Raw genomic sequence first — 24,970 nt, 5'->3', positions numbered from 1 at the left:
AGATCCCGTTCCTTAACGAATGATGTAGATGGTCGCGAAAAGACCGATCCAGACGACGTCTACGAAGTGCCAGTAGTAGGACACGACGATCGCGCTGGTGGCCTGCTCATGCGTAAAGCGCTTCGCGGCGTACGTGCGTCCCAGCATGAACAGGAACGCGATCAGGCCACCGGTCACGTGCAGGCCATGGAAGCCCGTCGTCAGATAGAACACCGAGGTGTAGGGGTTAGCGGACAAGGTCGCGCCCTCTGACGCCAGCTCGTTGTACTCGTACAGCTGGCCCGCGATGAAGACCGCGCCCATGAGGAAGCTGACGATATACCAGAAGCGGAGCTTGGCGACCTGCCCCTTCTCCGCGGCCCACACGCCCAGCTGGCACGTCACACTCGACAACACCAGGATGATCGTGTTGACCGTCGCGAACGGGATGTTCAGGTGAGCGACTCCCTCGGCGGCCTGCGCCGTCGCGGGGAGGAAGGCGGGGCCCCACTCGATGCCCTTGCCCTCGCTCACTGACCGGATGGTGAAGTACATCGCGAACAGCGCCGCGAAGAACATGAGCTCAGAGGACAGCCAGACGATCGTCCCGACGCTGACCAGGTTGGGTCTGCGGTACGACTGTGCTGTCGTCGTCGAAGTTATTGCGGATGCTGTCGCCACGGGCAGCATTATTGCGGCTCCGGTGGTCGGTCCGGCCAACGACCCCCCGTTAGCAGCTACGAACCTCTACCCAACCTGGGATAATTGCCGCATAACGCCCCTCTCGGGCGCCAGCCTGGGTTTGCACACCCGCGCACCGGTACGATCCAGGGTGACCATACCGCTACGACCGATAGTGAGCGCGACCGTGACCACCGACGACACGATGAGGGTCCTCGTCTACAGCGACGACGCCGCCACCAGAGCCGAGGTGATCCAGGCCATCGGCCGGCGGCCCGCGGCCGACGTGCCCCTCGTTGAGATCGTGGAGTGCGCCACCGAGCCCAAGGTCCACCAGTGGCTGGGCTCCGGCGAGATCGACGTGGCCGTCCTCGACGGCGAGACGCAGCCCGCGGGCGGCATGGGCGTCTGCCGCCAGGCCAAGGACGAGGTCTACGACTGCCCGCCCGTCTGCCTGATCATCGCCCGGCGCGACGACCGCTGGCTGGCCGAGTGGTCCAAGGCCGACGCCGTGGTGGCCCAGCCCCTGGAGCCCATGGTCGTGGCCGACACCGTGGCCGGGCTCATGCGCCGCCGCTCCGCCACCCGACTCAACGCGAAGTAGGTGCCCATGGACTCCCGGACGACCTGGCCTACCCTGCTTTCCGCTCTCCTGTCGGGAGAGCATCTGACCTCGGACGAGACGGCCTGGGCGATGCGGGAGATCATGTCCGGCTCCGCGACGCCGTCCCAGATCGCGGGCTTCGTGATCGCCCTGCGGGCCAAGGGCGAGACGGTCTCCGAGGTGGTGGGCCTGGCCCGCACCATGCTCGACCTCGCCACGCCGCTCAGCGTGGAGGGTCCCGTGGTCGACGTCGTCGGCACCGGCGGCGACCGCGCCCACACCGTCAACGTCTCGACGATGGCCGCCATCGTCGTCGCCGCGACCGGCGCGCGCGTCGTCAAGCACGGCAACCGCGCCGCCTCCTCCTCGTGCGGCGCCGCCGACGTCCTGGAGCACCTGGGCATCCGCCTCGACCTCACGCCGGAGCAGACGGCGCAGGTGGCGCGGGAGGCCGGCATCGCGTTCTGCTTCGCCCCGGTCTACCACCCCGCGCTGCGCTTCGCCGGTCCGACCCGCAAGGAGATCGGCGTGCCCACGGTCTTCAACTTCCTCGGGCCGCTCACCAACCCGGCCCGTCCGTCGGCCCAGGCCATCGGCGTCTTCGACGCCAAGATGCTGCCCGTGCTCGCGGGCGTCTTCGCCGAGCGCGGCGTGTCCGCCCTGGTGTTCCGCGGCGACGACGGCCTCGACGAGCTGACCATCGCGGGCACCTCGACGGTCTGGGTGGTCAAGGACGGCACCGCCACGCAGACCACGTTCGACCCGGCGGTCCTCGGCATCCCGCGCGCCGAGGCGGGCGCGCTGCGGGGCGGGGACGTGGCGTTCAACGCGCAGGCCGTGCACGACCTGCTGGGCGGCAAGACGGGGCCGGTGCGCGACGCGGTGCTGCTCAACGCGGCGGCCGCCTTGGTGTCGTACGACGGTCCTAGTGATGATCTGGACTCGGCCATGATCGGCGCGTACGTTCGCGCGGCCCAGGCCGTGGACTCCGGCGCCGCCGCCGCGCTCCTGAGCCGCTGGGTCGAGGTCAGCGCCTCCTTCCGCCCGGCCTGACCGACGCCCCCGGCGCGCGTCTCCCAACGGAGGCGCGCGCTTTCGCGTGTGCGCCGCCTCGGTTCCCTACCGGCGCGTACCGCTCCGCGTGGCGCCGGCCTCCGCCCCACGGCCTCCCCGCGTCGCCGGTCTCCCGCGGGGGGCACGGCGGCGGGCGGCCGGGCCTGGCGGACGTGACGCCCGGGCCGTGGGTCAGAGGGCGATGGTGGGGCCGGCCTTGAGGGAGCTCCACTTCAGCCACTGCTTCCAGTTCTCCTGCCAGTGCCCCCACCCGTTGGTGGGCTCCAGCTTCCGCGGCGACCCCGTGATGATGATCGGATCCCCGATCAACGTGTTCTTGATGAACCAGCGGGCGTTGTCCGGGCTGATGTTCACGCACCCGTGGCTGACGTTCGCGCTGCCCTGCGAGCCCACCGACCAGGGCGCGCTGTGCACGTACTCTCCGCTGTTGGAGATGCGCACGGTGTTGTAGACGGTCAGCTGGTAGTAGCCCGGCTGACCCGGCCCGATCCCGGGAGAGGTCATGACGGTGGACGGCTCGCGGGACATCGCCAGATGGATCCCCGAGGTCGTGTAGTACTTCCACTGCCCGCCCTGGCCGGCGCTCATCGGTATCGTCCGGACCTTCTTGCCGTCCCGCCGGACCGTGAGCACATGCTCGTCGGTGCTGCCCTTGGTGATCTGCGAGCGGCCGATCTTGAAGTCGAGCGTGACGTCACGCTTCCCGTACATGCCCGGTCCTCCGCGCACGCCGGCCAGCCGCGCCTCCACCCGCACCCGCGTACGGGCGGGCCAGTACTCCTGCGGCCGGAAGTCCACGTGCTGGTCGTCGAACCAGTGCCAGGCCCCCTCGACCGGCTTGGAGCTGCGGACGACGAGGTTGCGCTCGATCGACACCCGGTCGGTGACCGGCTTGTCGAAAGCGATCATGATGGGCATGCCGACGCCGACCGTCAGGCCGGTGTCGTCCTTGTTCGGGGTGATGGTCTCGATGTCGAACGTCTGGTTGGCCTTGACCGTCGTGAACGTGCTGGTGGCCCGGCTCTGCCTGCCCGCGGCGTCCGTGGAGTAGGCGGTGACCGTGTAGGCGGTGCCCGGGCGGGCCGTGGCGGTGCTGCGCCAGCGGGTGCCGTCGGCGCTCAGCACGCCCGGCAGCGGGCCGGACTTGCCGCCGTCCACGCGTACGCTCCTCAGCCTGCCCCCCTGGGCCGCCACGACCACGGGCTGGTCGGTGGGCACGCCCGCGGCCTTGTCCTGCGGAGAGAACGACACAGAGGCGCCCCGCGCCCCTCCCCCGGCCGTGGCGGCGCCCTCAGGGTGCTTCCCGGCCGTGCCGCCCCCCGAGCACGCCGTCAGCAGCGCCAAGGCCAGCAGGCCGGCCGATCCATACGCTCCGCGCTCCACGAGTGACTCCCTCGCCCAAGATCGAACCGCTTCTGCCTCCTTTATTACCCTGCGTGCTCGATTCACCACATCCGGGCACCGTTAAAGAACACCAAAAAGCGGACGCCCTCCCCGAGGAAGGACGCCCGCTTCGAGGCGGTGGCTCAGTGCGAGAAGTTGCCCCGGTAGTACTGGAACACGAACCCGATCATGGCCATGATCACGAGGAACACCCCGATCAGGAACATCCAGAAGCCGATCACGAACCCGGCGAAGGCGAAGGCCGCCGCCAGGCACAGGAACAGCGGCCACCAGCTGCTCGGGCTGAAGAACCCGATCTCGCCCGCGCCGTCGCTGATCTCGGCCTGCTTGTTGTCCTCCGGCTGGGCCCCGATGCGCCGCGCGGTGAACATCAGGTAGTAGCCGACCATGAACGCGAACCCGACCGAGATGGCCATGGCCGTGGTGCCGACCGGCTCACCCTGACCGGTCGCCGCCTTGGTCCAGAACCAGTAGGCGACGTCGACACCGGCGAAGAACAGGCCGCACAGCAGGAACAGCCAGCCTTGGACCTTCATCAGACCTCGACCTCCTTCGCCGGCTTGGCGGACACATGCGGGTAGTGCAGGTCGAACGCGGGACGCTCGGACCGGATGCGCGGCAGCGAGGTGAAGTTGTGCCGCGGCGGCGGGCAGGAGGTCGCCCATTCAAGCGAACCGCCGTAGCCCCACGGGTCGTCGACCGTGACCTTGGGCGCGGTGCGCCAGGTCTTCCAGACGTTGTAGAAGAACGGCAGCGTGGACAGACCCAGCACGAACGCCCCCACCGACGACAGCAGGTTGAGGTCGGTGAAGCCGTCGATCGGGCTGTAGTCGGCGTACCGGCGCGGGAAGCCCACCACACCCAGCCAGTGCTGCACCAGGAACGTGGTGTGGAAGCCGATGAACAGCAGCCAGAAGTGCAGCTTTCCCAGCTTGTCGTCGAGCATCCTGCCGGTGAACTTGGGCCACCAGAAGTAGAAGCCCGCGAACATGGCGAACACGACGGTGCCGAAGACCACGTAGTGGAAGTGGGCGACGACGAAGTAGGTGTCGCTGATGTGGAAGTCGAGCGGCGGCGAGGCCAGGATGACGCCCGTCAGACCACCCAGGAGGAACGTGATGAGGAAGCCGACCGAGAACAACATCGGCGACTCGAAGCTCAGATGTCCTCGCCACATGGTGCCGATCCAGTTGAAGAACTTCACACCTGTCGGCACGGCGATGAGGAACGTCATGAACGAGAAGAACGGCAACAGCACCTGACCGGTCGGGAACATGTGGTGCGCCCAGACCGTGATGGACAGGCCGGCGATCGAGATCGTCGCGGCCACGAGGCTGATGTAGCCGAAGATCGGCTTGCGGCTGAAGACCGGCAGCACCTCGGTCACGATGCCGAAGAACGGCAGCGCGATGATGTAGACCTCGGGGTGGCCGAAGAACCAGAACAGGTGCTGCCACAACATCGCCCCGCCGTTTTCGGAGGCGAAGATCTGGGTGCCCAGCTTGCGGTCGGCCTCCAGGGCCAGCAGCGCGGCGGCCAGCACCGGGAACGCCATCAGCACGAGCATGCTGGTGAGCAGGATGTTCCAGGTGAAGATCGGCATGCGGAACATGGTCATGCCGGGCGCGCGCATGCAGATGATCGTGGTGATGAAGTTGACCGAGCCGAGGATCGTGCCGAGACCGGACAGCGCCAGGCCCATGATCCACAGGTCGCTGCCGATGCCGGGCGAGTAGATCGCGTCCGACAGCGGCGCGTAGGCGAACCAGCCGAACGACGCGGCGCCGCCCGGGGTGAAGAAGCCGGACACGGCGATGATGCTGCCGAACAGGTAGAGCCAGTAGCTCACCATGTTGAGGCGCGGGAACGCCACGTCGGGGGCGCCGATCTGCAGCGGCATCAGCTCGTTGGCGAAACCGGCGAACAGCGGCGTCGCGAACATCAGCAGCATGATCGTGCCGTGCATGGTGAACAGCTGGTTGAACTGCTCGTTGCTGGTGAACTGCAGTCCCGGCTGCGCCAGCTCCGCCCGCATGATCAGCGCCATCACGCCGCCGATCAGGAAGAAGATGAACGACGTGATCAGGTAAAGGTGCCCGATGATCTTGTGATCAGTGGAGGACAGCCACTTGGCGATCACCTGGCCCTTGGTGATGGGCCTGACCGGCGCGCGAAGTGGTTCTTGAATGGCGGTCACTGGGCACTCCCAGCCTGTGTGGCGACGTACTGGTCGAACTCTTGCTTGGAGACGAGCTTCACCGAGAACAACATGCGGCTGTGGTCGACGCCGCAGAGCTCGGCGCAGCGGCCCGCGTAGACGTCTGGCTTGTCGAGGGTCTTGACCTCGAACTTCCGGCCCGGGTTGTCCTCCGGGATGCCGGGGATCACGTCACGCTTGAACAGGAAGGCCGGTACCCAGAACGAGTGGATGACGTCCTCCGACGACAGGTCGAACTCGACCGTCGAGTTAACCGGCAGGACGAGCTGGGGCCCTTGCCTGTAGTCCTGGACGGGCACGCCGGCGACCGGCTGCAGGGTCTTGCCGCCGACCGTCGTGGTGAAGCGCCAGCTCCACTGGAAGGCCTCGACCTTGACCCGCACGTCGGGGTTGTTCGACATGCGGGTGAGGTATTCGCTGTCGCGGGCGGTGAAGAAGAAGAACACCGACACCATGACCAGCGGGATCAAGGTGTAGAGCATCTCGATCGGCAGGTTGTAGCGCACCTGCGGCGGAAGATCGGCCTTCGACCTGCGCTTGCGGTGGAAGAAGGACGCCCACAAGATCAGGACGATGACGACGGCGCCCGTGGCGAGTGCGGCGATCCAGGCCCCGTTCCACAGAGTCTGGATCGGGCCACCCTGCTCGGTGATGTGATCGGGAAGAAGGCCGCGAGACCAGTCGGCCTCGGGGACGTCATTAGCACACGCCGTAGCAGTGGCCAGCAGCAACGCCAAAGCGGCGGCGCGCGGCACCCTGCGCCGGGCCAACGAACGCCGCGTCGTACGGCGAGTCGGACTCACGGATCGCCTACCCCACAGATGAAGCCCAAGAGTCTCTCCCTTGGGCGCTCGTATTTCCAGATGCACAGCTGATTGCAGACACATTAGCGTGCAGGTGCCTTGCCCTACCTCCCGACCCCCGGTGGCACCGGTAGTGGGACGATGAGTCTCGTGGCGTATTTCGACGCGGCCTCGAGCGAGCCGCTCCACCCGCGGGCGCGCGAGGCGCTGCTGGCGGCGATCGATGTCGGCTGGGCCGACCCCGCGAGACTGTACGGCCAGGCCCGCCGCGCGCACCTGCTGCTCGAGCAGGCCCGCACGGAGGTGGCCGAGGTACTCGGGGCGCGCCCGGACGAGGTGTCGTTCACCTCCTCCGGCACGCAGGCCGTGCATCTCGGCGTGCTCGGCACCCTACACGGCAGGCGCAGGGCCGGACGCCACCTGGTGACGAGCGCGGTCGAGCACTCCAGCGTGCTGCACGCCGGCGGCGTGCACGAACGCGACGGCGGCACGGTGGAGACGGTGGGCGTGAGCTTGACCGGGCGCGTGGACCTCGACGGGTTCGCCGAGGCGGTGGCGCGGCCCGGCACCGCGCTGGCCTGCCTGCAGACGGCCAACCACGAGGTCGGCACGCTGCAACCGGTGACGGAGGCGGCCGCGGCCTGCCGGGCGCACGGCGTGCCGCTGCTGGTCGACGCGGCGCAGACGGCGGGCCGGATGCCGATTCCACCGGGCTGGTCGGTGCTCACCGCCAGCGCGCACAAGTGGGGCGGACCGGCCGGGGTGGGCGTTCTGGCGGTGCGCAAGGGCACGCGATTCCGCTCGTTCCTGCCGGAGGACGAACGGGAGCGGCGGCGCGTGCCGGGCTTCGAGAACGTGCCCGCCGCCGTGGCCGCGGCGGCGGCGCTGCGCGCGATGGCCGCCGAGGCGGCTCAGGAGCAGGCGAGGCTCTCCGAGCTCGTCGGGAAGATCAGGGAGACGGTGCCGAAGCTCGTCCCGGACGTGGAGGTCATCGGCGACCCCGCCGACCGGGCGCCGCACATCGTGACCTTTTCGTGCCTGTACGTCGACGGCGAGGCCTTGCTCGGCGAGTTGGACAAGGCGGGATTCGCCGTATCGTCCGGAAGTTCGTGCACCGCTAGTACGCTTCGTCCATCGCACGTCCTCGAAGCGATGGGCGTGCTGACGCATGGGAATGTCCGGGTGTCACTGCCCAGGGGCGCTTCCGCGGCCGAGGTCGACAGGTTCCTCGCCGTGCTGCCCGAGCTGGTGCGCCGCATCCGCCACGACGCAGGAGTCGCATGACCGAGGTTACTCAGCCGGCTTTGACGATCGACGCGCTCGGGAAGAAGTGCCCGATCCCGATCATCATGCTCGCGGAGCAGATCAACTTCGTCCCGTTGAACGCCGTCGTGGCCGTGCTGGCCGACGATCCGGCCGCTTATACGGACGTGCCGGCGTGGTGCAGGCTGAAGTCGCATCGCCATGTCGGCTCGTACGAGCTGCCCGAGGGCGGCTGGGCGATCCACGTCAGACGCAATTACTGAATTGCGCGAACGCGTTCACCCGCGAAGGCGCCCCGCCCGCGCGAGGAGAGCGGACGGGGCGGACACGGCGCTGTGCCGCGCTCGACCTGCTCAGGGGTGGTAGCAGCGGACGTGCTCGGCGATCTCCCCGGCCGCCTCGGCCCCGTAGGCCCCGCTGAAGCGCTCGAGGAAGGCCTGCTGGCCGAGTTCGTACTCCTGCCCGCCGACCCGCTCCAGCACGTGCGTGGCGGTGAGGTTGCCGAGCTGCCCGCACCGCTCCAGCGGCAGCTGCCAGGCGAGCCCCGACAGGAACCCTGCGCGGAAGGCGTCGCCGACGCCGGTCGGGTCGGCCTTGCCGCGCTCCGGGGCGGGCGCGACCTGGATCGACGGCTCGCCCTTGCGGTCGATGACGGCGCCCTTGGGCCCGAGCGTGGTGATCCGGACGCCGACCCGGTCGAGGATCTCCTCGTCGGACCAGCCGGTCTTCTGCTCGATGAGCCCCTTCTCGTAGTCGTTGGAGAACAGGTAGGCGGCGCCGTCGACGAGCTGGCGGATCTGCTCGTCCTCCATGCGGGCGAGCTGCTGGGAGATGTCGGCGGCGAACGGGATGCCGCGCTGGCGGCACTCGTCGGTGTGCCGCAGCATCGCGTCGGGGTCGTTGGGGCTGATGAGCACCAGGTCGAGGCCGCCGACGCGGGCGGAGACGGGCTGCAGCTCGATCAGCCGGGCCTCGGCCATGGCCCCGGTGTAGAAGGAGGCGATCTGGTTGTGGTGCTCGTCGGTGGTGCACAGGAAACGCGCGGTGTGCCGGGTCTCGGAGATGTGCACGGAGTCGCAGTCGACGCCGTGGCGCTCCAGCCAGGACCGGTAGTCGGCGAAGTCGTTGCCGACGGCTCCCACGAGGAGGGGCTTCAGTCCGAGGCAGCCCATGCCGAACGCGATGTTCGCGGCGCAACCACCGCGACGGATCTGAAGGTCATCGACCAGGAACGAGAGTGACACCCGGTCGAGCTGCTCGGCGATGAGCTGGTCGCCGAAGCTTCCTGGGAAGGTCATCAGGTGGTCTGTCGCGATGGAGCCGGTGACGGCGATGCGCACGGGATTCTTCTTCCTCGTTGTCAGCAAGCCAATGAGCCCCACGAGAATACGCGAAGGTCCCGCGCGCACAAAGGCGAACGGGACCTGGCGGCGACCCTGCGACTAGTTGAACGAGTCGCCACAGGCGCAGGAGCCGGTGGCGTTGGGGTTGTCGATGGTGAAGCCCTGCTTCTCGATCGTGTCGACGAAGTCAATGGAGGCGCCCAGCAGGTAGGGCGCGCTCATCCGGTCGGTGACCACGCTGACACCGCCGAAGTCCGTCACCACGTCGCCGTCCATCGAACGATCGTCGAAGAAGAGCTGGTAGCGCAGGCCGGAGCAACCGCCCGGCTGCACGGCGACCCGCAGCTGCAGACCCTCTTCGCCCTGCTGCTCCAGCAGGCTCTTGACCTTGGCGGCGGCCGCGTCAGTCAGGATCAGGCCCTGCGTCGTGGTCTCGCTGCTCTCAACCGTCATCTGCTGACTCCCTAACCCGGCTGTCTGTTTTCGACGTCCTACTAATGACGCTACCAACACCTGGGCGATGCCACACATTCCCGGGGCCACCAACCCCCGGAATAAGCAGGTTCGCCCGTGTGTCATCATGAGTATCGTCAATTCGACGATAAGGGGGTATGGCCATGGCCACCCAGACTGGGCTGCCGCTCTTCGTCCTCGGCCAGGGCGCCGATCCGCACAGCGAGAAGGGGGTCGACTGCCCGGGCGAGCTTCCGCCCGCGTCCGACCCCGGCCTGGTGGAACGCGCCCGCAAGGCGAAGGAGGCGCTCGGCGACCGCCTGTTCGTGCTCGGTCACCACTACCAGCGCGACGAGGTCATCCAGTTCGCCGACGTGACGGGCGACTCGTTCAAGCTCGCCCAGCAGGCGGCGGCGCGGCCGGAAGCCGAGTTCATCGTCTTCTGCGGCGTGCACTTCATGGCCGAGTCCGCCGACATCCTCACGGGCGACGCCCAGAAGGTGGTCCTCCCGGACCTGGCGGCCGGGTGCTCGATGGCCGACATGGCCACGTTCGACCAGGTCGAGGAGTGCTGGGAGGCCCTGGAGGACGCCGGCCTGGCCGGCCAGGTGATCCCGGTCACGTACATGAACTCCAGCGCCGACATCAAGGCCTTCTGCGGCCGCAACGGCGGCGCCGTGTGCACCTCCTCCAACGCCCGCCGGGCTCTGGACTGGGCGTTCGAGCAGGGACAGAAGGTGCTGTTCCTGCCCGACCAGCATCTGGGCCGCAACACGGCGGTGCTGGAGATGGGCATGTCCCTGGACGACTGCGTCGTGTGGAACCCGCACCGCCCGAACGGCGGCCTGACCCGGGAGCAGCTGGAGCGTGCCAGGATGATCCTGTGGCGCGGCCACTGCTCGGTGCACGGCCGCTTCACGGCCGAGTCCGTCGATGACGTACGCTCCCGCATTCCGGGCGTCAACGTGCTCGTGCACCCGGAGTGCCGGCACGAGGTCGTGCTCAAGGCCGACCACGTGGGCTCGACCGAGCACATCATCAAGACGCTGGAGGCGGCCCCCGCGGGCTCGAGCTGGGCGGTCGGCACGGAGCTCAACCTGGTCAAGCGGCTGGCGCGGATGTTCCCCGACAAGAGCGTCTCGTTCCTGGACCGGACGGTCTGCTATTGCTCGACGATGAACCGGATCGACCTGCCGCACCTGGTGTGGGCGCTGGAGTCGCTGGTGCTGGGCGAGGTCGTCAACCAGATCACGGTGGACGAGGACACGACGTACTGGGCCAAGGTCGCCCTGGACCGCATGCTCGCCCTTCCTTAACCGGCCCCGCGTCCGGGAGCAGGCCGCGCCCGGCGAAACCGGCCCGGAGGTCACCGCCGCGACCTCCGGGCCGGCTCAGCGGCGATCGCGGACGGGCACGGCGGCGGTACTTCGTGAGGTCCGCCGCGCTCTTCGTGAGGCAGGCAGGCGGACCTAACGGACTCCGACCCTTTTCCGCGCTGTCCAGCCGGGGGCCGGGACACCATGAGGGTGTTTCCGACGATCAGCTGGAGTGGATCCGACATGTCTCCTCGGAACGATAGGAAAGGGGCGGAAGGCGCGCGGGCGCCGTCACGGAGGTTGTTCCTGAGCGCGGGAGCCGGGCTGGCGGCGGGCGCCGTCGGCGGCGCCGGACTCGTGACCGCCGCGAACGGCGCCACGCCTCCGCACCAAGGCGCGCCCCCGCAGGCGCCCGGGAACGGCCGGGTCGTGCCGGCGTCGTTCAGGGCCGCGCACCAGCCGGGCATCCTTACCGGACCGGCCCTCGCCTGCCTGGTGGCCGCCTTCCACTGCCGCGATCGGAACCGCGCGGCGCTGGCCGGCACGCTGCGCGCGCTGTCGGCCGAGATGGACGCGCTGATGACCGGCCGCGACCCCGCGCCCGCCCCGGCCGGGCAACCGCCCGCGGACAGCTCGCTCCTGCTCGGGCAGGGCAGGCAGCCGGTGCTGGTCACGCTCAGCGTCGGCGCCTCCCTGTTCGACGACCGGTACGGCCTGGCCGGCCGCAAGCCCGCCGAGCTGACGCCGATGGGCGCGCTGGCCAACGACCGGCTCGATCCCGCCCGTACCCACGGCGACCTGCTGGTGCTGATCCAGGCCGACCACCCCGACGTGTGCGTGCACACGCTGCGCCGGCTCACGCGGGCGGCCGGCGGGTCGCTCGCGCCGGCCTGGTCGCAGGACGGCTTCGCCCGCCCGGATCCGGTCGCCATGGCCGGCGCCACGGGCAACCGCAACCTGCTCGGCTTCAAGGACGGCACGGGGAACCCCGACGCGGCGAACGCGGCGCTGATGGACCAGGTGGTGTGGGTGGGCGCCGGCGACGGCGAGCCGGAGTGGGCCGTGGGCGGCACGTACGTCGCCGTACGGCTGATCAGGCTCTTCGTCGAGCGATGGGACCGCACCTCGCTCACCGCCCAGGAACGCGTCATGGGGCGGCGCAAGCAGTCGGGCGCGCCGCTGGACGGTCAGAAGGAGACCGACGTGCCGAGGTACGCCGACGACCCCGACGGCGAACGCACCCCGCTCGACGCCCACATCCGGCTGGCCAACCCCCGCACCGCCGGGCCGGAGAAGGGCATGCTGCGCAAGGGCTTCAACTACGCGCGCGGTCTCGACGCCGACGCCGGGCTCGACCAGGGCCTGGTGTTCGTCAGCTACCAGCGCAGGCTGGCCAATTTCCGGCAGGCCCAGGAGCGGCTGAAGGGCGAGCCGATGGAGGCGTTCACCCGGCCGGAGGGCGGCGGCTTCTTCTACGCCCTGCCCGGAGCCCCCGATCCCGGCGGCTACCTGGGACAGGGGCTCGTCGAATCATGAGGAAGGATCGATCATGAACGGTCCGTCGAGGCGCGGATTACTGGGCGGCGCCGTGCTCGCCGGGGGCGCCGCGGCGTTGCCCGCCTCCCCCGCGCGAGCCGCGGCGCCGGTCGCCGGCCCGGTCACCGTGTACCCGGCCGATCCCCGCTATCAGGAGCTGACCGTGGGCTACAACCAGCGCTGGGTCGGCTCCCCCGACTACGTACGCGTGGTCAGTTCCACCGCCCAGGTGGTCACCGCGGTGCAGGAGGCGGTGGACGCCGGCAAGCGGATCTCGGTGGTCTCCGGCGGCCACTGCCTGGCCCCGTTCGTGTTCAACCCCGAGGTGGAGGTCGTCATCGACCTGTCCGGGCTGGACGAGGTGTCCTTCGACGCGCGGCGCAACGCGTTCGCGGTGGAGGGCGGCGCCCGGCTGTCGGGCGTCTACGACACGTTGTACAAGAAGTGGGGCGTGACCATCCCCGGCGGCATGTGCCCGACGGTCGGGATCGGCGGTCACGCCACCGGCGGCGGGTACGGCTTCCTGTCCCGGCAGTCCGGGGCCGTGATCGACCATCTCGCGGCGGTCGAGGTCGTGGTCGTGGACCGCTCGGGCACGGCGCGGGCGGTGATCGCGTCGCGGGATCCGGCCGACCCCCACCACGACCTGTGGTGGGCGTGCACGGGCGGTGGCGGCGGCAGCTTCGGCATCGTGACCCGGTTCTGGTTCCGCACCCCGGGCGCGAGCGGGGCCGACCCCGGCCGCCTGCTGGTCAATCCGCCCAAGGACGTGCTGCTCAGCGCGGTCGGCATCCCGTGGAGCGCGCTGGACCGGGCGAAGTTCACCACGCTGGTCACCAACTGGGGCGCCTGGTACGAGCAGCACGCCGCCCCTGCCTCACCGGCGAGGATCCTGTCCGGCGTCGCCTCGCTGGCGCACCGCTCCAGCGGCAACGTCTTCCTGCTCACCCAGGTGGACGCCACGGCCTCCGGCGCGGACCGGCTCCTTGGCGACTACCTGGGGGCGCTGACCGCCGGGCTCGGCGTGGACGCGGTGGTCGCGGCCCAGCCGCCGCAGCGGCTCCCGTGGCTGCGCGCGGTCAAGCTGATCGCGGCCGGCATCCCGTCCTTCATCAACCCGACGTTGCGCGGCTCGTCCAAGTCGGCGTACCTGCGCCGTTCGTACACGCCCGAGCAGGCGGGCGCGATGTACGACGCCCTCACCCGCACCGGCTTCGCCAACCCGGCGGCCGCGGTGACCCTTGCCGGGTTCAGCGGCGGCGCGATCAACGCCGTCCCGCCGTCCCGGACGGCGCTCGCGCACCGCGACGCCGCGTTCTGGACGTTGTTCGAGACCCAGTGGCGGGACCCGGCCGGCGACGCCGCCAACATCGGATGGCTGCGCGAGCTGTACGCCTCGGTGTGGTCGGCGACCGGCGGCTACCCCGTGCCGGGCGACCAGGCCGACGGCTGCTACGTCAACAACCCGGACCCGGACATCACCGACCCCGCGTTCAACCGCTCCGGCGTGCCCTGGCACACGCTCTACCACAAGGCCAACTACCCCAGGCTCCAGCAGGTCAAGGCGGCCTACGACCCGCGGGACGTGTTCCGTCACGCGCAGTCCGTCGCCCTTCCGTAGCGGCACCTGGCCAAGTGCCGGGCCGTACTTGACTTTGTCACCGCGACGCCGCCGCTCTCCCTTCTCGTCGCGGACATGCGCTCCTAGCGTCGAACACACCGAGTGACGGAGGAGAACACCGTGATCCATCAACTCATCTTCGCCGCGCCCAAACCGGGAATGACGGAGGAGGAATTCCAGCAGTACTGGCTGAACGTGCACGCCCCCACGTACGCCAGCAAGATCCCCCAGATCAGGAAATACCTCATCGACACGCGGCTCCCGTTCGGGCCGGACGAGGGCGAGCCGCTGTGGAGCGGCGTCGCGGAGATCTGGCTGCGCGACGAGCGGGAGCAGCTGGAGTCGCTGCAGACGCCCGAGTTCCTGGACGGCGCCCGGATGGACGAGCCGCGCTGGGCGGCGTTCTGGCGCACGGTCGTGCTGGACACCGACGCGCACGAGCTGGTCCAGGGACCCGAGCTCGCCCCTCCGGGGGGCGTCAAGGTCATCGTGCTGGTCAAGCGAAGGGAAGGGCTGCGGCGGCCGGACTTCAGGATCGCCAGCCTCGGCTCGCACGCCGAGCTGGTCGCGCTGGTGCCCGGCCTGCGCCGCTATCTCCAGTGCCACGTCAGGGACGGCGCGTACGCCGTCGGCGAGGCCGTGCTCGACGCCGCCCACCTGATGTGGTTCGACGACCGGGAGGCGATGGCGGCGGCGCTCGCCTCGCCGGAGTACGCCAAGGTCGAGGCCGACCTGCAGACGCTGGCCGAGCCGCGCTACGTGCACCGGCTCGCCGTCACCGAGCACTGGATCATCGGACCGGAGAGCCGCTGATGTCCGGCCCCTGCACGTTCGGCTGGGACTACGTCGTCGCGGGCGGCGGAGCGGCCGGCGCGGTGGTCGCGGCCAGGCTGGTCGAGCGGACCGCGGCGCGGGTGCTCCTGCTGGAGGCCGGCGGCGAGGCCGATCTGCCGGCCATCCGCCAGACCGGAATCCCCGGCATGGCCTCCCTCTGGCAGGACCCGGCCGTCACCTGGCCGCACGTCACGCTCCCGCAGGCCGGGCTGAACGGGCGCACGATCCCGCTGCCGCAGGGCAAGGTGCTGGGCGGCGGCAGCTCGGTCAACGCCATGCTGTACGTCCGGGGCAACCGCCGCGACTACGACGGCTGGGCCGCACTGGGCAACGAGGGCTGGGCGTACGAGGAGGTGCTGCCCTGCTTCAAGCGGGCCGAGGACTTCGAGGACGGCGCTGGGCCGTATCACGGGGCGGACGGCCCCATCAAGGTCGCCCGCCTGACCAGGATGTCAGAGGTGTCGCGCGCCTTTCTCCGGGCCGCCCGTGAGCTGGGCTTTCCCGGCGGCGAGGACTGGGACTACAACGGCGCCGCGCAGGAGGGCGCGTTCGCGTACCAGTCCACCAGGACGAAAGACGATCAGCGGTCGAGCACCGCGTTCGCCTACCTCGACCCCCTGCGCGGGAATCCCCGGCTCACCGTCGTGACCGGCGCGGCGGTCACGCGCGTGCTGCTGGACGGCACGACGGCGACCGGTGTGGAGTACGTCCGCGACGGCGTGCTCCATCGCGCCGAGGCGAGCGCCGAGGTGATCGTCTCCTGCGGCGCGCTGGCCACGCCCAAGCTGCTGCAGCTGTCCGGGATAGGCCCGGCCGGGGCCCTGCGCGAGCACGGGATCGCGGTGGCCGCCGACCTGCCGGGCGTCGGCGCGCACCTGCACGACCACGTCATCCTGGGCGTGGCCTACCGCGCGCGCATGGAGCTGCCGCTGCCGGAGCTGCTGGCGGAGGCTGGAATGTTCCCGCCCGGCGACCCCGACCTGCAGCTGCTGTTCGGGCCGGTGCAGTTCGTGTCCGACGAATACCGCGTCGACGGCCCGGTCTTCACCTTCGCTCCCGTGCTCGCCCGGCCGCGCAGCCGGGGAACGCTCGCCCTGCGCTCCGCCGACCCCGCCGACCCGCCCCTCGTCGACCCCCGCTACCTGGAGGAGCCGGAGGATCTGGCGGCGCTCGTGCGCGGGATCGAGCTGTGCAGAGAGCTGGCGCACACCGAGGCGCTGTCCCCCTTCCACGACCGAGAGAGCGCGCCGGGGCGCGAGACCGGCCTGTCCTCCTACGTACGCTCCACCGCGACCACGGTGTGGCACCCGGTGGGCACCTGCCGCATGGGCCGTGACCCGCTGGCCGTGGTCGACGCGGCGCTGCGCGTGCACGGGATCGACCGGCTGCGCGTCGCCGACGCCTCGATCATGCCGTCCATTCCCGCAGGCAACACCGCCGCCGCCACCGTCATGATCGGGGAGCGGGCGGCCGACCTGCTCACATGAAGGAGCCGACCGTGGCAGACAGCTACAGATACATCGTCATCGGCGCGGGCACGGCGGGATCGGTGCTCGCGGCCCGGCTCAGCGAGGATCCCGGCGCCTCCGTGCTCCTGCTGGAGGCCGGCGACGCGCAGGTCACCGACGCGGTCAGGACGCCGTGGCGGTGGAACGAGGTCCTGCTGACCGAGCTGGACTGGGCGTACATGAGCGAGCCGCAGCCGGGCATGGACGGCACCCAGGTCTATTCGGCCGCGGGCCGGGGCCTGGGCGGCACGTCGAACATCTACCACATGATGCACACCAGGGGCCGCCCGCAGGACTACGACGGCTGGGCCCGCCAGGGCTGCCCCGGGTGGTCCTTCGACGACGTGCTGCCCTACCTGCAACGGCTCGAGGATCAGACGGACGGGCACAACCCGCTGGCCGGCAAGGGCGGCCCGATGACCGTGGCCGACGCGGCCGACACCGGCAACCCGGTCTCGCGGACGTTCATCGAGGCCTGCGCAGAGCTCGGCCATCCGATCCTGGACGACTTCAACGCGGGCCTGTTCGGCGCCGGCTGGCATCACGTGAACATCAAGGACGGGCGGCGCAGGGGCGCCCGCGAGTCCTACCTCGATCCGGCGCTCGGCCGGCCGAACCTCACCGTGCTGACCGCGGCCCTGTCCGCCCGGCTGCTGTTCGAGGGGACCCGCTGCGCCGGCGTGGAGTATCTGCGCGGAGGCGTCAGTCACACGGCGCGGGCCGAGGCCGAGGTCGTGGTCTGCGCGGGCGCCATCCAGTCGCCCAAGCTCCTGCTGCTGTCCGGTCTGGGCCCGGCCGCCGACCTGGCGGAGCTCGGCATCCGCGTCGTGGCCGACCTGCCGGGGGTCGGGGCGAACTTCCAGGACCATCCGCTGGTCATCGGGCCGATCGGCTACATGGCCAAACCCGGCGACGACCCGCGCGGCCAGGTGACCGAGGTCGCGCTGTTCTGCGGGTCGGAGGAGGGGCTTCCGGTCCCCGACCTGGAGATCGCGCTGGTGCACCGGGCGCCGTTCGGCGAGAAGTTCTTCGCCAACGTCATCCGCCGGGTGCAGACCGGCCAGCCGGTCGCCCCGGTGCGGGAGCTGGTGGACCCGCACGTGATCCTCAGCCTGTCCGGCCTCATCGCGCCCGTCTCGCGTGGATGGGTACGGCTGGCGGGCACCGACCCCACGGCCTACCCGCTGATCAACGCCAACTACTTCGGCGACCCGTACGACCTGGAGCGCACGGTCACGGTGGTCGAGATCGCCAGGGACGTCTACCGCACCAAGGCGTTCGCCGACACGTGGGGGCTGTCCGAAGTCGCCCCGGGACCGGACGTTGCCACCCGCGACGAGCTGCGGGCCTGGGTGAAGGCCAACACCGGGTCCTACTACCACTTCGCCGGCTCCTGCCGGATGGGCACGGACGAGGCGGCCGTCGTCGATCCCCTGCTGCGCGTGCGCGGCGTCGAGGGGTTGCGCGTGGCCGACGCCTCCGTGATGCCCTCGCTGGTCAGCGCGCATCCGCACACCACGGTCGTGATGATCGGCGAACGCGCGGCCGACCTCGTCATCGGCTCTCATAAATAGAACTGACAGTGCCAGCATAAACCGCTCCTGTCATCCGGCCCCAAGTATTTCGATAATGAGAGAAAGGGGGACGCTCGGATAAACAGGGGTTGGTCGTATGGCCATCTATTCGGTTTCGGATTTGGATTCGCGGGAGATTTGGCTCTCTCCTTTCTGTGAGGATCTGTTCTCGTCCTTCCTCCGCGCCGACCAGCGCCGATGGGGCGAGGTCTACGTCCAGGGCCTGATCGCGGTCCCTGGCCGCAAGTCGATCCGCCGGATCTCCACCCACGTGGTGGGACGGCCGGTCGACCAGTGCCTTCAGCAGTTCGTCAACCAGAGTCCATGGGACTGGGCGCCCGTCCGGCAGCGCCTGGCCCAGCTTCTCGTCGAGGCCGTGCGCCCGAAGGCGTGGGTGCTGGAGGAGGTGGTGTTCCCGAAGAACGGCTCCAAGTCGGTCGGCGTGGCACGCCAATTCGTCCCCTCGGCGGGACGGCTCGTCAACTGCCAGCTCGGGCTGGCCGTCGTGCTGGTGGGAGACGACGGCGGCTGCCCGGTCAACTGGCGGCTCCTGCTGCCCCGCTCGTGGGACGACGACGACGGCCTGCGCAGCCGGACCCGGGTTCCCGCGCACGAGCGCAGCAGGCCGCAGTGGCGCCACCTGCTGGAGGCCGTCGACGAGATGGTGCTCGACTGGGGGCTGCCGCCCGCGCCCATCGTGGTGGACGGCAGGGCGATGCCAGGCGTGGAGCGCCTGCTCGCCGGGCTGGCCGAGCGCGGGCTGCCGTACCTCGTGCGCGTCGCGCCGGGCACCATCCCGGGCACCATGCCGTCCGCCGGGCCTGGCCTGCCCACGCGCCCGATGCTGGAGCCGGCCAGACCGAAGCTGCACGTGGTGCCGGGGCAGGCGGGCCCGCGCCGGCCCGGCCCCGGCCACCACTGGTATCCCCGCGCGGGAGCACGCACGATGTGGCTGACCGACCTGGGCCGCAACCGGGTCCCCGACCTCGCCGGGCTCGTCAGGATGCGCAACAGGGCGGCCACGGTGCTGGGCGCCGTCGCCTCCGAATCGGGCCTGCACCACTTCGAGGGCCGCTCCTACCAGGGCTGGCACCACCACGTCACGATGGTGTCGGTGGCCCACGCCTACCGGCTGCTGCGCGGCCTGGCCGGGCGCGAGACGGAGGAACTGTGCCTGAGCCCGCATGGTTGAGCGACCGGCTGGCCGGCGTCGAGCTGTTCGCGGGCCTGTCCCGCGAACAGCTCGACTGGCTCGCGGGCGCGGGAACGGTCAAGGACCTCTCCGACGGGGAGGTGCTCTTCGTCGAGGGGGCGCCGGCGGACGCCTTCTACGTCCTCCTGGACGGCGAGATCGTGGTCACGAAGCTGGTCGGCGGCCGGGAGCAGGTGCTCGCCCGGCACGTCGGCGACACGCTGGAGCACCAGTTCATCGGCGAGCTGCCGCTGCTGACCAGCGACGAATACCTCGCCACCGCGCTGGCCGTGGGCCGCGCCCAGGTCGTGGTCTACGCCAAGGGCGCGTTCTTCGACATGCTGGAGCGCTGCCCGCAGGTGTGCCGGGTGCTGCTGCCCGTGCTGGCCGGGCGCATCAACGCCATGGAGCGCCAGGCCGGGCGCAGCCGCATGCTGGAGGGCCTCGGCATGCTGGCGGCGGGCCTGGCCCACGAGCTGAACAACCCGGCGGCGGCCGCGGTGCGGGCCACGCGCGAGCTGCGCGGCCTCGCGCCCCGGCTGGCCGCCGCCGCGGTCGAATGGGGCCGCGCCGGCGAGGAGTCCGAGCTGCGGCTCGTCGGGCGCATCCAGGAGCGGCTCGCCCCCAGGACGGACCTGGACCCGCTGGCCGAGGCCGAGGCGGCCGACGACGTCGCGGACTGGCTGGGCGAACGCGGTCTCGACGACCTCGCCGAGCTGGGCGACGACCTGGCCGAGCACGGCGCGGACCGGGCCGTGCTCGACGAGCTGGCCGCGGCGGTGCGGCCGGGCGTCCTGGTCGCGGCGCTGGCGTACCTGGCTTCCGCGCTGCGGGCCGGGATGCTCGCCGGCGACGCCGCCGAGGCGGCCGAGCGGGTGGTGGAGCTCGTCCGGCGCACCTCCGCCTACACCAACCTGGACCGGGCCCCCGAGCGGGACGCCGACCTGCGCGAGGGGCTGGAGGCCACGCTCGCCCTCATGGCGCCCAAGCTGCGCGACGTGCGCGTGCGCCGCGAGTACGGCGGCGTGCCCGACCTGCGGGCCTTCCCCAGTGAGCTCAACCAGGTCTGGACCAACCTCATCGACAACGCCGTGGACGCCATGGGCGGCGAGGGCGAGCTGACGATCAGCACGCGGCGGGAGGGGGACCACGCCGTGGTGGAGTTCCGCGACAGCGGCCCCGGCATCCCCGCGGACGTGCTGCCGATGGTGTTCCAGCCGTTCTTCACCACCAAGGACCTGGGCAAGGGGACCGGGCTCGGGCTGCACGTCAGCATGGACATCGTGGCGCAGCGGCACGGCGGCTCGATGGAGGTGACCTCGCGCCCCGGCGACACGCGGTTCGTGGTCCGGCTGCCGCTGGCCGCTCAGCTCTCCGAGCGATAGCGGTGGATCATCGACACCGCCATGGCGCCCTCGCCGACGCCCGAGGCCAGCCGCTTGACCGAGCCGGCGCGCGCGTCCCCGGCCGCGAACACGCCGGGCACGCTGGTCTCCAGCAGCAGCGGCAGCCTCGGCAGGTCCCAGGCGGGCAGCTCCGGGGCCGGGCCGAGGTCCGGGCCGGTCAGCAGGAATCCGTGGGCGTCCCTGAGCACCAGGTCGTCCAGCCACTCGGTGCGCGGGCGTGCGCCGATGAAAACGAAGACGTGCTCGGCGTCGTGCGTGGTCAGCTCGCCGGTCACGGCGTCGCGCAGCGTGATGCGCTCCAGCCGGTCCGAGCCGCCGGCCTCGGTCACGCGGGTGTTCGTCATGACCGTGATGTTCCCGGTCGCGGCGATCTCGTCCACGAGGTAGGCCGACATGCCGCTGGCCAGGCTCCCGGCGCGCACGACCATGGTGACGTGGCTGGCGTGCCGGGCGAAGTGCAGGGCCGCCTGGCCGGCGGAGTTGGCGCCGCCGACGATCCACACGTGCCGCCCGGCGCACGACTCGGTCTCCGTCAGCGCCGCGCCGTAGTAGATGCCCGCCCCCTCGAAGCGGCCCGCGCCGGCCGCGTCGAGGCTGCGGTAGGACAGGCCGGTGGACAGCAGCACGGTGGCCGCGGTGATCTCCTTGCCGTCGGACAGGTGCAGCACACAGGCCCGGCCGTCCCGGCTCAGCCGCTTGGCCTCGGCCGGGGCCAGGACGTCCACGCCGAACCTGCGGGCCTGGGCCATGGCCCGGTTGGTGAGGTCGACGCCGGAGATCCCGGAGGGGAAGCCCAGGTAGTTCTCGATCCGGCTGGAGGTGCCGGCCTGGCCGCCTGGGACGTACGCCTCGACGAGCAGCGTCGTCATCCCCTCGGAGGAGGCGTAGACCGACGCGGCGAGCCCGGTCGGGCCGCCTCCCACGATCGCCAGGTCGTAGTGGGGGTGACTGATCTCCATGGACAGGCCCAGCGCCTCCACCACCTCGGCGTGTCCGGGGCGGGCCAGGCGGCGACCGTCGGGCAGCACCACCTGGGGCAGCGCCGGGTCGCCCGGCGTGCCCTCCTCGAACCTGAACGGCAGCCGGTAGCGGGTGAGCAGGTCGCGCAGCCGGTGGGTGGCCGGCGCAAATCGGTGCCCGACCAGGCGGATGCCCTGGTACGGCGGCTCGTGCGCGGACTCCCAGTCCGACAGCAGGTCGTCGAGCACGGGATAGAGCCGCTCCTCCGGCGGTTCCCACGGCTTGACCAGGTAGTGGTCCAGCCGCACCTCGTTGATCGCCGCGATGGCGACGCTGGTGTCGGCGTAGGCCGTCAGCAGGACGCGGCGGGCCGCGGGGAAGCGCCGGCCGGCCTCGGCCAGGAACTCGATCCCGGTCATCCCGGGCATCCGCTGGTCGGACAGGATCAGCGCGGCCTCCTCACCGCGTTCGCGCAGCGTGTCGAGGACGCGCATGGCCTCGGCCGGCGACCTCGACACGAGCACCCGGTAGCGCTCCTGGTAGGCGCGCGACAAATCGCGCCGCACCGCGCGGAGCACGTGGTCGTCGTCGTCGACGGCCAGCAGAACCGGCCGGCGCTGCTCGGGCATACGACCCTCCAGAATCGGCTGACGCCCATTCTGCGCCGTTTACCCGGACCGAGTGGCGATACCTGACGAAGTGCGGGAGAATTTCATTGACTTGACGGAATAGCCGGGCCGGCCTTGTCCGCGAATCCCGCCCGTTGCTCCAATTAACGCATGACGCGCACCATTCTTATTGTTCTCTCCGAGTACGGATATTGGGGAGAAGAGCTCGTCGGCCCGCTGGCCGCCTTCGACCGGCAGGGCTACCGGAGCGTGTTCGCCACCCCCACGGGCAAGCGGGCGCGGGCGCTGCCGCCCAGCCTCGACCCGGGGTATGTCGACCCGCCACTGGGCCGTTCGGTGACCACGCCCGAGGTGGCGGTTGCCGCCAGGCGGCTGGACGAATCGGACCGGCTGGACGCCCCGATCAGCCTGGCCGACTGGATTCCCGAGCGGCCCTACAACAGCGAGGACGGATACCTCCGCAAGGTCGAGGCCTACTACCGGGAGCTCGGCCGGCTGGACCGGGACATCGCGGAATACGACGCCCTGGTCATCGTCGGCGGCAGCGGCCCGATCGTGGACCTGGCCAACAACGGGCGGGTGCACGACCTGATCCTCGCCTTCGTACGGGCGGACAAGCCGGTGCTGGCCGAGTGCTACGGCATCGCCTGCCTGGCCTTCGCCCGCGACTGGGAGGACCGCGTGAGCATCCTGCGGGGCAAGCACGTGACCGGCCACTGCAAGGAGTACGACTACAAGGACGGCACCGGCTTCCTCGGCGTCGACTTCAACATGGGGCCGCCGCCGTACCCGCTGGAGTACATCCTGCGCGACGCCACCGCGCCCGGCGGCCGCTACCACGGCAACGTGGGCAAGGAGACGTCGGTGATCGTGGACTATCCGTTCGTGACGGGCCGGTCGACCCCGGACTCGTACCTGTCCGGCGAGAAGCTGGTCGAGGTGCTCGAGTCCGGCCTGCGCCGCTACGGCTGGTGACCATGGACCCCCGCCCCGCCAAGAAGGCGATCTTCGAGCAGTTCGCGGCCGACGGCCTCACGGTGATGTTCGGCAACCCGGGCACCGTGGAGCAGGGCTTCCTCGACGTGCTGGAGGAGACACCGGGCTTCAGGTACGTGCTGGCCCTGCAGGAGTCCGCGGCGGTCGGCATCGCCGACGGCTACGCCCGCGCCACCGGCGGCCCCGCGCTGGTCCAGCTGCACAGCGGGGTCGGCCTCGGCAACGGCGTCGGCCTGCTCTACCAGGCCAAGCGCGGCCACTCGCCGCTGGTGGTGATCGCCGGCGAGGCCGGGGTGCGGTACGAGGCGATGGACGGCCAGATGGCGGTGGACCTGGTGGCGATGGCCCGCCCGGTGACCAAGTACGCGACCAGGGTGACCCACCCCGGCTCGGTGCTGCGGGTGCTGCGCCGCGCGGTCAAGACGGCGATGACGCCGCCGCGCGGGCCGGTCTTCGTGGCCCTGCCGATGGACGTGCTTGACGAGGACACCGACGAGCCCGCCGTGCCCAGCACGATCCCCAGCCGGGCCACGCTGCCGGTGCCGGAGGAACTGGAGCGGGCCGCGGCCGCGCTGCGGGCCGCCCGGCGGCCGGTGGTGCTGGCCGGCGACGGGGTCGCGGTGTCGGGCGCGCAGGAGGAGCTGGCCAGGACGGCCGAGGCGCTCGGCGCCCCGGTGTGGACGGTGAACTCCTCGGAGCTGACCATCGACACCACCCACCCGCTCTACCGGGGGGACCTCGGGCACATGTTCGGCGAGCACAGCGCCGCCGCGCTGGCCGGCCACGACGCCGCGCTGGTCGTCGGGACGTACCTCTTCCCGGAGGTGTTCCCGCTGCTGGCCGGCCCCTTCGAGGAGGACGCGGCGATCGTCCACGTCGACCTGGACGACTACGAGATCGCCAAGAACTTCCCGGCCGACGTCGCGCTCGTCGCCGACCCGAAGCCGACCCTCGCGGCGCTGGCCGGCGTGCTCGGCCCGGCCCGCCCCGCGCCCGCCCGCGAGCCCGCCGAGCCGTACGGCGAGACGATGATGGACCTGTTCGCCGCCGAGCTGGCCGCCCGGGCCCCCGAGGGCCTGGTGGTCTTCGACGAGGCGCTGACCGCCTCCCCCGCGTTGCTCAGGCGGCTGCCGCCGCGCCGGCCGGGCACCTACTTCCAGACCCGGGGCGGCTCGCTGGGCGTCGGCATCCCCGGCGCTATCGGGATCAAGCTGGCCCGCCCCGAGGCCGAAGTGGTGGCCTTCACCGGCGACGGCGGCAGCATGTACACCATCCAAGCCCTGTGGAGCGCCGTCAGGTACGGCGTCGCCGCCCGGTTCGTGATCTGCGACAACCGCCGCTACCAGCTGCTCGACGACAACCTCGAACAGTACTGGCGCGAGCGCGGCATCGCCCCGCACCCCCATCCCGAGGGCTTCGACCTGTCCCACCCCGAGATCGACTTCGTGCGGCTGGCCGCGAGCCTGGGAGTCCCCGGCGTCAAGGTGAGCAAGCCCGCCCAGGTGGAGGCGGCGGTCCAGCGCATGCTGGCGGCGCCGGGCCCGTTCCTCGTCGATCTGATTACCACCTGAGAGGT

General features: G+C 70.8%; 22 protein-coding genes. 14 read left to right on the top strand and 8 right to left on the bottom strand.

The genetic code is table 11. The annotated features are described in order from the left end of the window. Positions 1-12: 12 nt before the first annotated feature. Positions 13-669: a heme-copper oxidase subunit III gene (locus tag ACIBX3_RS17610; protein ID WP_397118023.1), complete on the bottom strand. Its 657-nt coding sequence runs from the start codon at positions 667-669 to the stop codon at positions 13-15. A 196-nt stretch (positions 670-865) separates the two neighbouring features. Between ACIBX3_RS17610 and ACIBX3_RS17605 the strand changes: the two genes are divergently transcribed. Together ACIBX3_RS17605 and trpD are read left to right on the top strand one after the other, a co-directional pair. Then, the gene (locus tag ACIBX3_RS17605; RefSeq protein ID WP_397118394.1) at positions 866-1,264 is read left to right on the top strand and encodes a hypothetical protein; all 399 of its coding nucleotides are present in this window, start codon (positions 866-868) and stop codon (positions 1,262-1,264) included. 6 nt (positions 1,265-1,270) lie between these two features. After that, the gene (gene trpD, locus ACIBX3_RS17600) at positions 1,271-2,317 is read left to right on the top strand and encodes an anthranilate phosphoribosyltransferase (RefSeq protein ID WP_397118021.1); all 1,047 of its coding nucleotides are present in this window, start codon (positions 1,271-1,273) and stop codon (positions 2,315-2,317) included. A gap of 192 nt (positions 2,318-2,509) precedes the next feature. Here trpD and ACIBX3_RS17595 read toward each other — a convergent pair whose 3' ends face one another. The 4 genes from ACIBX3_RS17595 to ACIBX3_RS17580 all read right to left on the bottom strand — a co-directional run bounded on the left by ACIBX3_RS17595 (position 2,510) and on the right by ACIBX3_RS17580 (position 6,763). After that, positions 2,510-3,721, bottom strand: coding sequence for an Ig-like domain-containing protein (locus ACIBX3_RS17595; RefSeq protein ID WP_397118019.1), 1,212 nt, complete (start codon positions 3,719-3,721; stop codon positions 2,510-2,512). A gap of 143 nt (positions 3,722-3,864) precedes the next feature. Next, the gene (locus tag ACIBX3_RS17590; protein WP_397118017.1) at positions 3,865-4,278 is read right to left on the bottom strand and encodes a cytochrome c oxidase subunit 4; all 414 of its coding nucleotides are present in this window, start codon (positions 4,276-4,278) and stop codon (positions 3,865-3,867) included. Then, complete coding sequence (gene ctaD / locus ACIBX3_RS17585) at positions 4,278-5,939, bottom strand: cytochrome c oxidase subunit I (protein ID WP_397118015.1); 1,662 nt, start codon at positions 5,937-5,939, stop codon at positions 4,278-4,280. Before ctaD ends, ACIBX3_RS17590 begins: the two co-directional genes overlap by 1 nt. Continuing rightward, positions 5,936-6,763: a cytochrome c oxidase subunit II gene (locus tag ACIBX3_RS17580; RefSeq protein ID WP_397118013.1), complete on the bottom strand. Its 828-nt coding sequence runs from the start codon at positions 6,761-6,763 to the stop codon at positions 5,936-5,938. Before ACIBX3_RS17580 ends, ctaD begins: the two co-directional genes overlap by 4 nt. A 141-nt stretch (positions 6,764-6,904) precedes the next feature. Here ACIBX3_RS17580 and ACIBX3_RS17575 point away from each other — a divergent pair, with 141 nt between their 5' ends. Beyond that, positions 6,905-8,047, top strand: coding sequence for a cysteine desulfurase family protein (locus tag ACIBX3_RS17575; protein ID WP_397118011.1), 1,143 nt, complete (start codon positions 6,905-6,907; stop codon positions 8,045-8,047). Next, the gene (locus ACIBX3_RS17570; RefSeq protein WP_090930531.1) at positions 8,044-8,289 is read left to right on the top strand and encodes a sulfurtransferase TusA family protein; all 246 of its coding nucleotides are present in this window, start codon (positions 8,044-8,046) and stop codon (positions 8,287-8,289) included. The genes ACIBX3_RS17575 and ACIBX3_RS17570 overlap by 4 nt, the downstream gene beginning before the upstream one ends. Before the next feature lie 90 nt (positions 8,290-8,379). Here the strand turns inward: ACIBX3_RS17570 and ACIBX3_RS17565 are convergent, their stop codons facing one another. Beyond that, complete coding sequence (locus tag ACIBX3_RS17565) at positions 8,380-9,366, bottom strand: carbohydrate kinase family protein (protein WP_397118008.1); 987 nt, start codon at positions 9,364-9,366, stop codon at positions 8,380-8,382. A gap of 102 nt (positions 9,367-9,468) precedes the next feature. Continuing rightward, a complete protein-coding gene (gene erpA, locus ACIBX3_RS17560) occupies positions 9,469-9,822 on the bottom strand; it encodes an iron-sulfur cluster insertion protein ErpA (RefSeq protein WP_125630793.1) in 354 nt (117 codons plus the stop codon). A gap of 158 nt (positions 9,823-9,980) precedes the next feature. Between erpA and nadA the strand changes: the two genes are divergently transcribed. From nadA to ACIBX3_RS17520, 8 genes are all read left to right on the top strand, one after another. Continuing rightward, positions 9,981-11,138: a quinolinate synthase NadA gene (gene nadA / locus ACIBX3_RS17555; RefSeq protein WP_397118006.1), complete on the top strand. Its 1,158-nt coding sequence runs from the start codon at positions 9,981-9,983 to the stop codon at positions 11,136-11,138. A gap of 300 nt (positions 11,139-11,438) precedes the next feature. Then, positions 11,439-12,674 carry a Dyp-type peroxidase gene (locus tag ACIBX3_RS17550; RefSeq protein WP_397118004.1) on the top strand — a complete coding sequence of 412 codons (1,236 nt, stop codon included), beginning with the start codon at positions 11,439-11,441 and terminating at the stop codon, positions 12,672-12,674. A 13-nt stretch (positions 12,675-12,687) separates the two neighbouring features. Then, positions 12,688-14,295: an FAD-binding oxidoreductase gene (locus ACIBX3_RS17545; RefSeq protein ID WP_397118002.1), complete on the top strand. Its 1,608-nt coding sequence runs from the start codon at positions 12,688-12,690 to the stop codon at positions 14,293-14,295. A gap of 120 nt (positions 14,296-14,415) precedes the next feature. Then, the gene (locus ACIBX3_RS17540; RefSeq protein ID WP_397118000.1) at positions 14,416-15,108 is read left to right on the top strand and encodes an EthD family reductase; all 693 of its coding nucleotides are present in this window, start codon (positions 14,416-14,418) and stop codon (positions 15,106-15,108) included. Beyond that, a complete protein-coding gene (locus ACIBX3_RS17535; RefSeq protein ID WP_397117998.1) occupies positions 15,108-16,616 on the top strand; it encodes a GMC family oxidoreductase in 1,509 nt (502 codons plus the stop codon). The genes ACIBX3_RS17540 and ACIBX3_RS17535 overlap by 1 nt, the downstream gene beginning before the upstream one ends. An 11-nt stretch (positions 16,617-16,627) precedes the next feature. Beyond that, on the top strand, positions 16,628-18,211 hold the full coding sequence (locus ACIBX3_RS17530; RefSeq protein WP_397117996.1) for a GMC family oxidoreductase: 1,584 nt from the start codon (positions 16,628-16,630) through the stop codon (positions 18,209-18,211). Between the two features lie 121 nt (positions 18,212-18,332). Beyond that, entirely contained in the window at positions 18,333-19,403 is a 1,071-nt protein-coding gene (locus ACIBX3_RS17525; RefSeq protein ID WP_397117994.1) for an IS701 family transposase, read from the top strand. Then, positions 19,382-20,788, top strand: coding sequence for an ATP-binding protein (locus ACIBX3_RS17520; RefSeq protein WP_397117992.1), 1,407 nt, complete (start codon positions 19,382-19,384; stop codon positions 20,786-20,788). The genes ACIBX3_RS17525 and ACIBX3_RS17520 overlap by 22 nt, the downstream gene beginning before the upstream one ends. Here ACIBX3_RS17520 and ACIBX3_RS17515 read toward each other — a convergent pair. Continuing rightward, on the bottom strand, positions 20,770-22,398 hold the full coding sequence (locus tag ACIBX3_RS17515; protein ID WP_397117990.1) for an FAD-dependent oxidoreductase: 1,629 nt from the start codon (positions 22,396-22,398) through the stop codon (positions 20,770-20,772). The genes ACIBX3_RS17520 and ACIBX3_RS17515 overlap by 19 nt on opposite strands. A gap of 150 nt (positions 22,399-22,548) precedes the next feature. On the opposite strand from ACIBX3_RS17515, the gene ACIBX3_RS17510 reads away from it, so the two are divergent. Continuing rightward, complete coding sequence (locus tag ACIBX3_RS17510; protein WP_397117988.1) at positions 22,549-23,373, top strand: type 1 glutamine amidotransferase domain-containing protein; 825 nt, start codon at positions 22,549-22,551, stop codon at positions 23,371-23,373. A 2-nt stretch (positions 23,374-23,375) separates the two neighbouring features. Continuing rightward, positions 23,376-24,965 carry a thiamine pyrophosphate-binding protein gene (locus tag ACIBX3_RS17505; RefSeq protein ID WP_397118392.1) on the top strand — a complete coding sequence of 530 codons (1,590 nt, stop codon included), beginning with the start codon at positions 23,376-23,378 and terminating at the stop codon, positions 24,963-24,965. Positions 24,966-24,970 lie beyond the last annotated feature (5 nt).

This window comes from Nonomuraea sp. NPDC049480 (assembly GCF_044465905.1).
Lineage (GTDB): Bacteria > Actinomycetota > Actinomycetes > Streptosporangiales > Streptosporangiaceae > Nonomuraea.
The sequence above is the reverse complement of the archived record's forward strand: the minus strand, read 5'-3'. Positions and strand labels throughout refer to the sequence as shown.

Bases quoted from the DNA above. Each gene is read 5' to 3' on its own strand.
- ACIBX3_RS17535 (WP_397117998.1), top strand. From the start codon at position 15,108: ATGTCCGGCCCCTGCACGTTCGGCTGGGACTACGTCGTCGCGGGCGGC.
- ACIBX3_RS17590 (WP_397118017.1), bottom strand. From the start codon at position 4,278: ATGAAGGTCCAAGGCTGGCTGTTCCTGCTGTGCGGCCTGTTCTTCGCC.
- ACIBX3_RS17510 (WP_397117988.1), top strand. From the start codon at position 22,549: ATGACGCGCACCATTCTTATTGTTCTCTCCGAGTACGGATATTGGGGA.
- trpD (WP_397118021.1), top strand. From the start codon at position 1,271: ATGGACTCCCGGACGACCTGGCCTACCCTGCTTTCCGCTCTCCTGTCG.
- ACIBX3_RS17505 (WP_397118392.1), top strand. From the start codon at position 23,376: ATGGACCCCCGCCCCGCCAAGAAGGCGATCTTCGAGCAGTTCGCGGCC.
- ACIBX3_RS17515 (WP_397117990.1), bottom strand. From the start codon at position 22,398: ATGCCCGAGCAGCGCCGGCCGGTTCTGCTGGCCGTCGACGACGACGAC.
- ACIBX3_RS17605 (WP_397118394.1), top strand. From the start codon at position 866: ATGAGGGTCCTCGTCTACAGCGACGACGCCGCCACCAGAGCCGAGGTG.
- ACIBX3_RS17570 (WP_090930531.1), top strand. From the start codon at position 8,044: ATGACCGAGGTTACTCAGCCGGCTTTGACGATCGACGCGCTCGGGAAG.
- erpA (WP_125630793.1), bottom strand. From the start codon at position 9,822: ATGACGGTTGAGAGCAGCGAGACCACGACGCAGGGCCTGATCCTGACT.
- ACIBX3_RS17610 (WP_397118023.1), bottom strand. From the start codon at position 669: ATGCTGCCCGTGGCGACAGCATCCGCAATAACTTCGACGACGACAGCA.
- nadA (WP_397118006.1), top strand. From the start codon at position 9,981: ATGGCCATGGCCACCCAGACTGGGCTGCCGCTCTTCGTCCTCGGCCAG.
- ACIBX3_RS17545 (WP_397118002.1), top strand. From the start codon at position 12,688: ATGAACGGTCCGTCGAGGCGCGGATTACTGGGCGGCGCCGTGCTCGCC.
- ACIBX3_RS17575 (WP_397118011.1), top strand. From the start codon at position 6,905: ATGAGTCTCGTGGCGTATTTCGACGCGGCCTCGAGCGAGCCGCTCCAC.